Origin of the sequence: Pelosinus sp. UFO1 (assembly GCF_000725345.1) — a bacterium.
Lineage (GTDB): Bacteria > Bacillota > Negativicutes > DSM-13327 > DSM-13327 > Pelosinus.
This window is the reverse complement of the sequence record NZ_CP008852.1, coordinates 4964757-4977784: the sequence shown is the minus strand read 5'-3', so window position 1 is coordinate 4977784 and position 13028 is coordinate 4964757. Positions and strand designations below refer to the sequence as shown.

Annotated in this window: 10 protein-coding genes; 2 read left to right on the top strand and 8 right to left on the bottom strand. The window is 39.5% G+C overall.

What is annotated here, in order from left to right; translation table 11 throughout:
- Positions 1 to 106 precede the first annotated feature (106 nt).
- Positions 107 to 1297 (bottom strand): FtsW/RodA/SpoVE family cell cycle protein, encoded by a 1191-nt coding sequence (locus UFO1_RS23335; RefSeq protein ID WP_038674607.1) that lies wholly within the window; start codon positions 1295 to 1297, stop codon positions 107 to 109.
- A 132-nt stretch (positions 1298 to 1429) separates the two neighbouring features.
- On the opposite strand from UFO1_RS23335, the gene UFO1_RS23330 reads away from it, so the two are divergent.
- On the top strand, positions 1430 to 2407 hold the full coding sequence (locus UFO1_RS23330; RefSeq protein WP_038674605.1) for a hypothetical protein: 978 nt from the start codon (positions 1430 to 1432) through the stop codon (positions 2405 to 2407).
- 50 nt (positions 2408 to 2457) lie between these two features.
- Here UFO1_RS23330 and UFO1_RS23325 read toward each other — a convergent pair whose 3' ends face one another.
- The 5 genes from UFO1_RS23325 to UFO1_RS24205 all read right to left on the bottom strand — a co-directional run bounded on the left by UFO1_RS23325 (position 2458) and on the right by UFO1_RS24205 (position 10217).
- The gene (locus tag UFO1_RS23325; protein ID WP_038674603.1) at positions 2458 to 3672 is read right to left on the bottom strand and encodes a DUF2935 domain-containing protein; all 1215 of its coding nucleotides are present in this window, start codon (positions 3670 to 3672) and stop codon (positions 2458 to 2460) included.
- 92 nt (positions 3673 to 3764) lie between these two features.
- Positions 3765 to 4454: a tRNA (guanosine(46)-N7)-methyltransferase TrmB gene (gene trmB / locus UFO1_RS23320; RefSeq protein WP_038674602.1), complete on the bottom strand. Its 690-nt coding sequence runs from the start codon at positions 4452 to 4454 to the stop codon at positions 3765 to 3767.
- Between the two features lie 20 nt (positions 4455 to 4474).
- The gene (locus UFO1_RS23315) at positions 4475 to 6376 is read right to left on the bottom strand and encodes a sigma 54-interacting transcriptional regulator (RefSeq protein ID WP_038674600.1); all 1902 of its coding nucleotides are present in this window, start codon (positions 6374 to 6376) and stop codon (positions 4475 to 4477) included.
- A 374-nt stretch (positions 6377 to 6750) separates the two neighbouring features.
- Positions 6751 to 8553: a heme NO-binding domain-containing protein gene (locus UFO1_RS23310; RefSeq protein ID WP_236639289.1), complete on the bottom strand. Its 1803-nt coding sequence runs from the start codon at positions 8551 to 8553 to the stop codon at positions 6751 to 6753.
- Positions 8554 to 8687: 134 nt separating this feature from the next.
- Complete coding sequence (locus UFO1_RS24205) at positions 8688 to 10217, bottom strand: HD domain-containing phosphohydrolase (RefSeq protein ID WP_051789068.1); 1530 nt, start codon at positions 10215 to 10217, stop codon at positions 8688 to 8690.
- Between the two features lie 250 nt (positions 10218 to 10467).
- Between UFO1_RS24205 and UFO1_RS23300 the strand changes: the two genes are divergently transcribed.
- Complete coding sequence (locus UFO1_RS23300) at positions 10468 to 11145, top strand: nitrite reductase (protein ID WP_038674599.1); 678 nt, start codon at positions 10468 to 10470, stop codon at positions 11143 to 11145.
- Between the two features lie 143 nt (positions 11146 to 11288).
- On the opposite strand, the gene UFO1_RS23295 is transcribed toward UFO1_RS23300, so the two are convergent.
- Both UFO1_RS23295 and UFO1_RS23290 read right to left on the bottom strand, forming a co-directional pair.
- Positions 11289 to 11552 (bottom strand): SemiSWEET family sugar transporter, encoded by a 264-nt coding sequence (locus UFO1_RS23295; RefSeq protein WP_256380557.1) that lies wholly within the window; start codon positions 11550 to 11552, stop codon positions 11289 to 11291.
- Positions 11553 to 11794: 242 nt separating this feature from the next.
- Positions 11795 to 13018, bottom strand: a complete 1224-nt coding sequence (locus UFO1_RS23290) for an HD-GYP domain-containing protein (protein WP_038674596.1) — start codon at positions 13016 to 13018, stop codon at positions 11795 to 11797.
- Positions 13019 to 13028: the final 10 nt, after the last annotated feature.

Here is a 13028-nt window from a genome sequence, read left to right as displayed (position 1 = left end):
GATTCAGCTGGAGTTAAAACTCCATCTGAATCAAGTCTTCTTTATTATTACCAGGTTTACATTTTTCTAATCAAAAAGAGATAGTTTGGTAACTACCTCTTATCACTTACTTAATTCTATTTAGATTTCTCGCTTGTCTAGCCTTTTTTAACCGGATATCTCGACTCGGATCGGATTCTATTACAGGACCTTGTGGCAATGCCCGATCAGCTTGCCGCCCTACATTAAGCAAAATGCCAATTGCCGTTAGATTCACAATTAAGGATGTTCCGCCAAAACTAATAAAGGGCAAAGGTACACCAACAACGGGTAACAAACCTGAAACCATTGCAATGTTAATGACAGCCTGTCCCCCGACTAAAACTATGCTGCCCATCGCTAGCATTTTACCCAATCCATCTGGAGCTTTTAATGCAATTTTGCCGCCATAAAAAGCTAATAATGCAATCAGTGACAACACTACAATTGCACCAACAAACCCCATTTCCTGACACAATACGGCAAAGGCAAAATCCGTATGCGCCTCAGGCAAATAATGAAACTTACTCGATCCCATACCAAATCCTGTCCCCCAGAATCCACCTGAACCGATAGCCAGTAAGCCTTGTACCGTCTGATAACCAATCCCCTGTTGATAGGCCCAAGGATTAATCCATGCAGCAATCCGTTCTGCACGATAAGCAGCTGCAAAAGTGGCATATACAAATAGGGCAGCACCGAGTCCTAGTAAAATAAATACTTGTTGTTTAGGTAGCCCTGCGAGAATATATAGAATAAGGCACACACCTACGATAATGACTGCCGTCCCCATATCTGGTTGTTTTAATACCATAACTCCCAATATGATTGCAATGTAGAAAGGTACAGATAACAAGGTGATTCTACGTTTACGATCAATTAAAGGCCCCAAATGAACCGCTGTTATCATCAGCCCTGTCAATTTGGCAAGTTCTGAGGGTTGAAACTGAAAACCAAGGTTTAACCAACGCCGAGCACCATTTACTTGCACGCCAACAAAATGTACCGCAATTAATAAACATACTGTCACCAACATTAATGGTCCTAACAACCGATTCAAACGGTGGTAGTCAATCCGACTCATCATCATCATAGCAATCATACCAATACCAAAGGTCATAATATGCCGTTTTAGATAATAATAGCCATCTCCTATTGTTTGACCTGCTTCTACGAAGCTTGCACTAAAAATATTAACTGTGCCAATAAGGAATAATAATAGGGTAATGCAAATAACAGCTTCTGTGCTACTTCTCCACAATCTTGATAACCTACTCATTTTATTTCTCCTTCACGACTCTCTACCCCTATTATACAAAATTAATTCTTCATACCCAATAACCAATTTGCCATTACATGAATAATATATAAGGAAATAACACTCTTAAACTGGGATAATCGAGGTGAGCACATGGAAAGTCTGTCATATCAACTATTAGTAATTGACGATACTACCCATGCCTTGCTCCTTGTCGATGGCGAACAAGGAGAAATCATAGCTGAAATGCCGTACCCCCTAGAATATACCCCTACCGAACTACGATTGTCCTCTGATTACAGTAAAGCTTATATGCCAGTGATCGGTACCAACGGCACTGGCGCAATTTTCGTCGCCAATTTAGAACAAAAATCAGTTTACCGTTTGCCAGTACAACTACCTCCGCCCGCACAATTCACCTTAGCTCCGGATGATACTTGTGCCTACATAGCCGATCCCAATGGCAGGCTATACTCTCTTACGATACCTTCTATGTCCCTAGTTTCTTGGGGGAACCCGGAAGAAGCTTCTTGTGTTGGTCTAGCTGCCAGTTCTACGGCTGTCTACAGCGTATGGGAACAAGATAATCAAGGCTTCCTTGCAGTTTTCACTCCCAAGGGGGAATTAGTACAAGAGTTTCCTATTCCAGGAATTCCAACCAATATTATCTTAGATGATGCAGGATATACCATTTTAATACCCTTTACTAGTACTGCTTTTACATTAGAAGGAATTATAGTCTTTAAACCAACAGAGGCAAATGAATCTAATCCTAGTACTATGATTAGTGATACTTGTCTTTATCCTCAGGATAAAAGCAGCTCTCCTGCCTACCCTTGCCACGTCGCAATCTCCTCTACCGAACAAGTTGCCTATATTGTGAATGAAGAAAGCGGTTCAATTACGGTAATTGATCTCCCGAGTGCCACGATCACCCGTCATATTAAGCTTGGTCGTTCTATCTCGTGCCTACATCTATTGCCAAGCAGTAACTTGGCGATCGCAACTAGCCATATCTTCGCCGATCTTAGTATGATTGATTTAGCAAATGGGCGTTTATTATCAACTACAAATACCGAGCGACAACTATTAGGATATATAGCAGTAATACCCTTACCAATTTCAGAATAAAAAAGACTTGGCTTAAATGCCAAGTCCTTTTTTATTACCTGGCAAACTACTTACTCAGGTTTTTTCCCTAATTGACGAGGCCATTTCCCGGTCCATTTATATTTAACATCACTGGTTTTGCTCTCTACTTTTTCCATCACAGGATTCACATTTTCTTCTTGCAAAATGGCTTCCGCTTTTACTACTTCTTTTTCCTGGAATGCTTTCCCCTTGCTTTCCAGTTTGCTGTACTTAGGCTCTTTACTCATTTTAATTTTACTGTTCATCTTTTCATTCGTAACCATTTCTACTTCTACTTTTGGTTCAAGCACTGGCTCTATTTCTGGTTCTCTTACTTCTTCTGGAAAATCCTCATCACGTCCTGGTTTCATTAAAGTCGGTATCTTACACTTATCATTCGTGTCTATTATTGTTTCCATTAAAGGGGTCTCTCCAATATCCTCCAAGGATGCAACCGCCATGTTTTTCACGACGCCTTTTTCCATCATCGTCAAGATTAATAGAAAATGCTCGGCTTCTCGTCTAAAATGATCTGCCAGCAAGGCAGGAATTAATCCTACTAAACGGCACTCTTCGATCATATCTTGTGCGGCACGTTTAAAATCTCTCAGACGCAAAACGGAAACACGAACATCTTGAATAAACCGTTTGAAAGAAGGAACCTCAGGATACCCCTGCAACATACTAGAGAAATCTCTTCCTTGCAAAAATAATTCATCAAATTCTTGGGAAAACTCATTTGCAGTCTGAATTAATTTACGTTCAGAAGGATCTAATAAATGACTAATAAAATAAGTATGATCCGCCATAATACGAAGCCAAAATACATTTTCTTGTGCCTTTGTTCCCCCGCTTAAAGCCACTCTGCAATTTTTCATTTTTTCTAATAGACGCAGGAAATATTCTGCTTCACGAGCCATATGATCTAAGAACAGGGGAAAATTACAACCCGCTAATTTGCACTCGAGCATCTGATGTAATAAACCACGTTTATAAGTATAAAAGTCCTTTACTAAAACCTGAGCGTCAGTAACGATCTCCATGAATTTCTTGTCATTTTGTACTCTTTCCGCGCGTACGCGCAAGGATTCGAATTCACGTTGAAAAGATTCGGCCTCATCGATTAAGTCAGAATTATCTTTAGGTAAACCGGACTTAATAAATATGGCATGCTCTTCCATGATTCGCAACCAAAATTTCATTTCTTCTACGTTGAGTGGTTCCAAGGGCTCAGGAACCATATAAGACATGTTTTGACGCGGCATAGCAACACTCCCTTTTTGCTCCCACTACATTTGTTACATTCTATGCCGCAACTTTGATTTCTGTTATAAAAATTTTTTAAAAACAATATTTTCTATGGAAATTTTATCTCACACCGATTAATACTTGTACCCATGCCACTAAATTTCGTCTCATATTCTGTCATTACATTTCCTTGATAATCACTCTTATGCAAATCAAAAGTTACTTGGTTTACTTCTAAATTACAAGCTGCAAACTGCTCTAATGAAAAATCAAATAGAGGCCTATTATCGGTCTTAAAGAATATTTCTCCGCCCTTTGCTAGTAGTAGGCGATACTTGTCCAGGAAGTTGGCATGGGTTAAACGTCGTCTAGCATGCCGCGCCTTAGGCCATGGATCACAAAAGTTAATATAGAATCGATCTACCTCACCTGGAGCGAAAATATCTAATACTTGGTTAATATCAAAAACAAGCAACCGAACATTAGTAAGGTTCTTTTCCCTTGCCTTTAGGGCCGCATAGTATAAAACATCTTGTTGGGCCTCAATTCCAATAAAATTAATTTCTGGATTTTCTTCTGCCAACTGGGTGATGAACTTCCCCTTACCTGTTCCAAGTTCAACGTGCAAAGGCGCATTTCGACCAAAAACTTCATGCCAATGCCCTTTTCTATGCTCATGAACATTCGTTCTCTCCTGATCTGGCTTTCCATAAGTACCATAGGGAATTTCTTTTATTACTACGATATCTTTATATTCTTCTAAGGCCGCGTCTACCCACGGCTTTCTTCTTAGTCGCATTCCTATACCACCTATATCCTCTATTCTTTATCTAAACCAAATTTTTTCAAATATCTGTACAACGTAACACGACTAACATCTAACATATTCGCTAAACGGCTAATGTTACCACCGGCAACCTTCCATGCCTCTACAAAGATCTCTTTATCTTCTTTCCAAGCAGAACTAATGCCCGTCTCACCAAGCAGGCTAATATCCTTCAAAGCAATTTTACTTCCTTCTGTATTAAAGAAGGCCTGCTCTACCACTCCTTGTAACTGTTTAATGTTACCAGGCCATTCATATGACATCAAAAGCTCTTTTGCCTCGCTCAGTAGTTCCTTTACTGGCATATTATGCTGCTCCGCCAATTCTTCAATAATATGTTCTGCCAGCAAAGGGATGTCTTCACGTCGCGCCCGCAGGGGTGGAATGCGAATCATACTTTTTGAGATGATCTCATATAGAGGTGCAAAGAAAACTCCCTTTTCTGTTAAGCGTTTCAAATCACTATCGCAGGCTGCAATGATACGAATATCAAAACTACGCTGCACATCTTCACCTACACGGCGTAACTGGCGTTCTTTCAAACATTCAGCTAATTGGGAAGCTACATGCAGGGGCATCTTTTCAATTTCATCTAAGAATAAGGTACCGCCATTAGCCAGCTCTAGTTTCCCTGGGCGGCTTTCATCTTTATATTCACCACTACCAAACAATTCTTCCTCTAATACTTCTGGCAGTATATCACCGCACTTTAATGAAATGAGCGGACCAGCAGCTCTGACACTTGCTTGATGTATTGCATGGGCCATCCGTTGCTTACCAGTACCAGATTCCCCTTGCAATAATAGGTGATTGTTATTACGGGCTACTCTTCCTGCCTTTTCTTGCATTGTAATGAATACAGGAGTTTCTCCTACCATACTAGCAAGGCTATATCTGGCTTTGTAGCCAACAGCATGAGCAACTAGGGTTCTCAAATCCTCAATTGGCAAAGACACGGCAACAACACTGGTTACTGCCTTCTCCTGCTCTAGAGGTATTACCGTAGTAATATCTTCGTATGTTTTTCGCTGGGTAATCCATGTCACTTCTTTATTATAGGATGGTATTCCTTTGAAACCTTTATACAAGGGTGTATGACGATAATTCAAGACCACATCATTTAGGTTCGCTACAATATCATTATTAACAGCATCAATCCCCGCCAAACGGCTTTTCCCTAACTTATTACTATAGACAACATCGCCGCCTGGTACAATGTGATACACCGCAAAGGGTACGGAATCTAAAATCGCATGACGTGCCTCTAACTGGTCTAAGATAGTTAAATGCTGTTCCATAGAATATTTAATACTGAGTAGCAAAGATACCACTGCACTGTAGGGTAATGATTCTTGCTCTACTGACACGATTGTTACAATATATACTAACTGACCATCTACCATAATTGGCACAGAGCAGGCGTCACCATCCTGACATTCCTTAATCCACATTTCTGGACCAAATAGTAAGAAGGGTACCTTATGTTCATGAACAATACTAATACTTGATGTTCCTATATCTTCTTCTGCCAATCTTGATCCTTCTAATTCTCCAGGACTCTTTTGAAAAAATGGCAACGCATAATTTTTCATTACATAACACTCTTGGTCTAACAACAAAAGACTTAAGTTATATACATTGAAATGCTCCCTAGTTTGATTGTACAAACCATTTAGATATTCCATCGCTGCATGATGTAAATGTTGTCTTCTAGCTAATTCTTCCTTGTTAAGCTTAATCAATTTAGGTAAGTCCTTTGAAGGAATACCTTGTTTCCGGCTTTTTTCCCAGGAATCGGCTACCCAGGGGTGTACATTGGGGTCCATTACACCCGTACTAGTAAACTTTTCGTAATAGGTTTCAAGCTTTTCTTTACTGCGCCGCTCTCTTATCATATAAATCCTCCATGTGTCTTATCATATTTAGCATCTTAAATCATCAACGTTAGAACGTGTTTACTCAAAACACGCAGGAACAACAATGTAGATGAGTGTTTTTTTATAGTACATAATAGAAAAATAATATCACACATTTAAGAAAAACCATAGTATTCTTACTATTATTGTCTCCATTTCCTAGTTTTTTAGGATCATTATCCTATTTCATAAGAAAAGACTTGGCTTGTGCCAAGTCCTCAGACGCAGGCAGAAGCCTTTGTCGCTCTTACTTGGAATCAAGGAAGTGTTATACTTTCTGATTCCGCAAAAAAATTGAGTAGGTTGACAATTTGTCGAACCTACTCAATCAAATCAAAATCACTATCTATTGATCAAGTACGATATTGATTTACGTCTTCGCTAAAATGCTGAATAACCACTTTAAATTCACCAATTTTACTCATCATATCTTGCAATTTATCATTGTATACCTGAACCGATGCACTGACTTCCTCACTCGCAGCAGAATTTTCTTCTGAAATAGCTGCTAAGGATTCAATCTTTCCATATACCTGTCCAAGCCCTGTCATCTCATGTTCTAACTTTCCAATCATATCTACAATATTCGTAGCTACATTCTGGACATTACCTACGTGACGACTATTGCTTGCCACGACTTCATTCAGTTGATGACTTTCTACTGCCAATACATCATATTCTTCTTCAATCATAGCTACAACACCGCTAATAATATCCATTAGTACCTTTAAATCACTAGTAATACTATCGGAATGTTGATGAGACTGTTCCGCTAATTTGCGTACTTCTTCTGCTACAACAGCAAAGCCTCTTCCCTGCTCTCCTGCCCTTGCTGCCTCAATGGCTGCATTTAGTGCCAATAAATTGGTCTGACCAGCAATCGCAGCTACCATGCCCGTAATTTCCGTAATCTTCGTAGCTTGTAATTGAAGATTTCCCGCCGACTTCTTTACCTCGGCAAATTTTTCTAAACTATGTTCTAATTTAGCACCAGATGCCTGTACTTCCCCGAAACCATGATTGATTTCCGATACTGCTGCCTCGAGTTGTACTTTATTACGATTTTGCTCCACAACAAACTTCTTCAATGTATCTAAATTGCCACTTAAAATGCCAACTGCCTCTGTTGTTTCCACGGCCTGATTGCTAGCCGCTGTTGCCACATCATAGACAACACCGGAAATACTATGAGACGTCTCTGACATTTTATCAGCTAAGGTGTTGAAAAGATCCGCAAAGCGGTTCATTTCATCTCCAGTGCCTTTAAATCCTACAAATTCCCGTTTCAAACGTTTCTTATACAAGGAAAGCCCTTGCATCAGATCTTCGAATTGATCATTTGTATGTAGTTTTGTTTCAATGAAGTACTTTCGTTCTTGTATGTTCCCAATCTCTTTTTGAATCGAAGTAAACGGTTTTAAAAGCAGAGCAGATGCAAAAGCTGCGAGCCCACCGCTAATAATTGCCGACCACAGAGGAATCGATGCCCCCATCATAGCTATTATGGCATCGACCACAACCGTTAACAAGGTCGCGGCCACACCGATTTTAACTGGTAAGCTTTTGATAAATCCAAAGGATAATAGGTTGTTAAAACGGTATGTTTCATGTTGAGTAATCGGACTTTCAAAGCAAATTTTTATTTTGACATGACCGGTAGACTTTTCAAGCACTTCTGTTTTGATCTCTTCTTTGAAATGCTCTGCAGCTCCGACAAGAAGACCATTAAGATACCCAAACATTCCCCTCTTGGAGCGATAACTAAAAATGGCCTCATATTCAGAAATCGGCTCAATTAAGATTTCTGGTGGGTTAGCACCAGGTATTCGCTTTACCACTACAACATGTACATCATACATAGATCGTAGAAAAGAATATAAGTTTTCTTGCTGAAAAAATGCCGGATAGGCATCTAAGAACGCTCTCACATTGTCCTTACCAATTGTTAACCATATTTCATCCTCTGATTTTCCTGAAGATGTGGCTAAAGTCCCAATGAACTTTCGAACCTCACTATCTTCAATATCTTCAGTAGGCCCTACAATCCGGTCCTTTGCCCATCCTGCACTTTGCATGGCCTTACCAACTAATTCCGTACCCCACATATTTCTTGCAGTGCCAACCCATGTAGCAACAACTGTCCCTTTAATAACCATCACCCCATCAAGATTGTAATAATCTTCTATTTTATCATTTACTATTTATTTCGCTATTTATTTCCATTTTCCTGCCCAGATTATATTAATTATCCTTTAAAAAGAATTGTTAAAAAAGGTCAGCATACGCCAACCTAAACCCCCTCGATCTCGCTATCAAACTTTTCATACAACATTACGCTCTCTTGTACACTGTGGTTTATTTGTAAAAAGGCATGAACTACCTGAGGATCAAATTGAGATCCACTATTTCTTACTAATTCAGCCATAGCCTCTTCGTACGGCCGGCCCTTACGATAGGGTCTATCACTAATCATAGCTTCGAATGCATCGGCAACAGAGCATATCCTTGCCAATAAGGGAATCGCATCACCCTTCAAGCCATTAGGATACCCTTTACCATCAAACCGTTCTTGATGATATAAGGCAATCCGAGCTGCTTCTCGCAAATATTCGGCGCCTTGCAAAATTTCATATCCAATGATCGGATGCTGCTTTATCTTTTCATATTCTTCTGCTGTTAAATTTCCTTCCTTAAGTAAAATATCATCACTAATCGCTAACTTACCAATGTCGTGAAGCAATGTTCCCCAATGAAGATATAAAAGTTCGTTTTCAGAAAGCTTCATCTCTCGCCCAATCTCTAAGGCAATATTATTGACAGCTAGAGAATGATTCGCAGTACCGCTTTCCCTTTTTTCTAGTGCACTAAAAAAGGCGCGAATAGTAACATCATAAGCATGAACTAGCTCCTGATTCGCCTCCCTTAAACGACTCGTGGCAACTTCTACTTTTCGGCGTAAAGAATAAACAAAAAGTAGACCTATACCAATCAAAACAATTGCTCCGAAAACACCCCACGTAATAAATTTCATAAGACGAGGATTACCAAGAATTTCTCGTTGAAAATAATTTTCACCAAACCATTTATCCTGCAATTGCTTGAGTTTACCTGTTTTTTTTAAATGATCAATTCCAGTATTTAAGCTTGATAGTAGGGCAGTATTTCCTTTTGGAACGCCTAATGAATAAGCATTGACAGCTAGCGGGGTTCCAACAACCTTAATATTACTATATAAATTTTGTTGATTAATCCAGTACATACCTATAAAGTAACTACCTACAACAGCATCTAACTCACCCTCTGCTAGTGCCTTCAATGCATCTTTTTGGTTTGTATACCGATGCAAGTGCAGATTAGGAAGATGGCCTTTCAAGAAATCCTCGCCTAAATCTCCACGCTGTACTCCAACCCGGTTATTCACTAAATCATTTGCAGATCGGATCAGGAAATTACTTCGCATTGTAAAAATAACGAGTCGAGTTTCCAAGTATGGCTCGGTGAAATCAAATAGTTTTTCTCGTTCTGGCGTATTCACAACACCAATTAATATGTCACCCTTGCCTTGCGCCACATTCGCTTTGGCATTGTCCCAATCTAGTAACATAATATCAAAGGTGCCTGCGCCCTCATTTTCTAATAGATGGATAAAATCAACATCATAACCATCTTGCTGTCCCATCTCATTAACAAATACCAAAGGAGGATGTGCATTATCGCCGAAGGCTCTGTATGTATCATTTCGATTCGCAAATCCCCAGGTAGGTTGGAGCAAAATTAATAATCCTAGCGTCATGGTACTTATCTTCCTTGCTAATGACACAATTTTTATCCTCCTATATGGATAAGACCTATCTATCCGTTATCTTATAAAATAATGAATCTAACTTATCGTAAAGTAGAATCCTACAAACAGTAGCTTTCTTATTATTTAAAAACTTTCCAATCTGATTATTCGACGACAACATAGGAAGCCCCTGCCTATTCTACCCATGTGATATTGATCACAGACGAGAATTCTAAACGATCTATAATAAAGTGGAGCATACCATGTCTCTAAAGGAGGATTTATTATGACAATTCCATTTGCTAACATTCCTTTTTTGAATAAGAAAATCAAGTTTCCTGTTACACCTCATATTCCTGGCGGGTTAACCACCTCTGCGCAACTTAGACAAATTGCAGAGATTGCTGATAAGTATGAGGGCTCTTTAAAGATAGTAGGAAATACGATTACCATTATCGGACTTAACTTGAGTGACGGAGAAAAAGCCCTCGCCGAACTGAATTGTCAGGGGGAATCCTTTATTGCGAAAGCAGTGCGGTCCGTTGCATTTTGTCCTGGTAAACCCGACTGCCCTAGAGCACTGCAAGATAGCTCTAGCTTAGGACTGGCCCTTGATAAAGAATTCTTTGGGCAAGAGCTGCCAGGTAAACTTCGAATTGGTGTGAGTGGTTGCCCTAATTGCTGTATTGAACCCTTAGTCAAAGATATCGGCATGTATGGAACGGCCAAAGGTTACACTTTAGCCGTAGGCGGCAACTCAGGATTTTCAGCTCAAATTGCCACAGTCGTCGCAGAGAAAGTTCCTGCTGAAGAAATCTCTAGTATCATACAATCCATACTAACGTTCTACCGACAACACGGCAAAACCAAAGAACGCCTAGGACAACTCATTACACGTATTGGCTGGGAGCAATTCATCAATGAAACAATACCCAGTCAATATAAGAAAAGACTTGACTTGTGACAAGTCCACGGACGCAGGCAGAAGCCTTAGTCGTTCTTACTTGGAATCAAGAAAGTGTTATACTTTCTGATTCCGTAAAAAGATAGAGAAATAGATAAAAGCACTTGCAATTTTCTGCAAGTGCTTTTATCTATTCTCTTGACTTATTCTTCTCTACTAAATTCCGTATTGCGGTGATTGCTATACTTTACCCAAAAGAGTATTACCACAGAACAAAAAGTCACTGCATTCGCAGAAACTAAAGAAAGGCTTCCAATAAAGACTCCGTAAACCAGCCAAAAAAACACTCCAGCAATCATCATGATCAGCCAAGTCCAAGATAAGTCATCTGTTGATTTTGTTTTCACCGTTTTCACTACTTGAGGAAAAAATGCAAAAGTCGTTAAAACTGCTGCTAACATTCCAATCAGCTCAATCAGTACAAAAACCCCCTCAACAAAATATATAAAAAAAACTCGCCTACGCGAGAATACTTTTCCTAGATTATTCGGGGCAACGGAGTTCCCCCAAGACTAGCAAGCATCCACCCCAACACTTACTAATCATTAACTCCGCTGCTTCATTATCTATTCTATCACAAAACATAACACTATAAAAGTCCAAACTGCCAACCTTTTGTAAAAACTTTAAAAATCTTACTTTTTCTTTACTAAATCTTTATCTGCACCATATCATAAACACAATCAAAATGTGTAAATAAGTCTTGAACAAGATTACCATCTATTTTTTTATTATCTACCATACTATACATAATGCTCTTTACTTGACTTGGAGGCAGTATTTTACGATAAGGACGATTCTCGGTAAGGGCTGCAAATACATCTGCAACTGCTACGATACGTGAGCCATTTTTAAGCTGGGACTCTTTAATCCGAAAGGGATACCCTGAGCCATCTAGCGTTTCATGGTGATAGGCAGCCCACTCAGCAATCGTCTCAAATCCATCAATCTGTTCTAAGATACGATAGGTATAGTAGGTGTGCTGCTTAATCAAAGAAAACTCCTGACTTGTCAACTGCCCAGGCTTTTCTAATATTTCATTAGGCACAGCCAACTTACCTAAGTCATGAAGCAAGCCTGCAATACGCATGGCTTTGCTTTCCTCTTCACTATAACCTCGAACCTTGGACAAAAATGAGGATACCATAGCTACATTACGAGAATGGGTACCCGTAAAAGAACTAGTATGATCGATGATATTGGCAAATATCTCAGCGATCTCCAAAATATCATCGATATTAAAACGCATATGCCCATACCTATTTATATCATTAAAGAAATGCTGGGCGTAATTAGGATCTGCCAGTTCTAACCAAAAGCTCTCTTTTTTTGAAAAATCATTGAGTGCCTTTACTAAGTCAGGATCAAAATAAATTCCACTTAGGTTTCGTATTGCATTCAAGATGCCAGCTCGTTGCCCAAGAATGTATTCTTTATCACGAATTAATATTTCAATTCGATCGGCTAAATTTATAATGCGACTGATAAGAGGAATTTGCTCACCCTCTAGTCCTGATGGACTAGAACCATCCCAAAAATCATGATGATGACGAATTGGCTCGGCAAGCATACCAAGTTTGCTTGAATTTTTAAGTAGGTTATAGCCAACCTCTGCATGCTCATAAATGTCTTTACCAACTTCAAACCGATGCAATTTTGCTTTTTCTTCCCAACGAGCTGCAGCCCCTAGATCATGAAGTAAAGCGGCATATACCAAGATTTGTCGTTGCCACTCATCCATCCCTATGGCTTCCCCTATTCGATTACTAATCATAGCTGTCCGCCAGTGGTGACGAGACAAGCCTCCATTTGACAGTTCTAACGCCAATGATAAGGCTCTGAATAAATTAATTGGGTGGATATTATATAACATCCTTCTCCCC

Bases quoted from the DNA above. Each gene is read 5' to 3' on its own strand.
- UFO1_RS23325 (WP_038674603.1), bottom strand. From the start codon at position 3,672: ATGCCGCGTCAAAACATGTCTTATATGGTTCCTGAGCCCTTGGAACCA.
- UFO1_RS23330 (WP_038674605.1), top strand. From the start codon at position 1,430: ATGGAAAGTCTGTCATATCAACTATTAGTAATTGACGATACTACCCAT.
- UFO1_RS23335 (WP_038674607.1), bottom strand. From the start codon at position 1,297: ATGAGTAGGTTATCAAGATTGTGGAGAAGTAGCACAGAAGCTGTTATT.
- UFO1_RS23310 (WP_236639289.1), bottom strand. From the start codon at position 8,553: ATGGTTATTAAAGGGACAGTTGTTGCTACATGGGTTGGCACTGCAAGA.
- trmB (WP_038674602.1), bottom strand. From the start codon at position 4,454: ATGCGACTAAGAAGAAAGCCGTGGGTAGACGCGGCCTTAGAAGAATAT.
- UFO1_RS23300 (WP_038674599.1), top strand. From the start codon at position 10,468: ATGACAATTCCATTTGCTAACATTCCTTTTTTGAATAAGAAAATCAAG.
- UFO1_RS23290 (WP_038674596.1), bottom strand. From the start codon at position 13,018: ATGTTATATAATATCCACCCAATTAATTTATTCAGAGCCTTATCATTG.
- UFO1_RS23315 (WP_038674600.1), bottom strand. From the start codon at position 6,376: ATGATAAGAGAGCGGCGCAGTAAAGAAAAGCTTGAAACCTATTACGAA.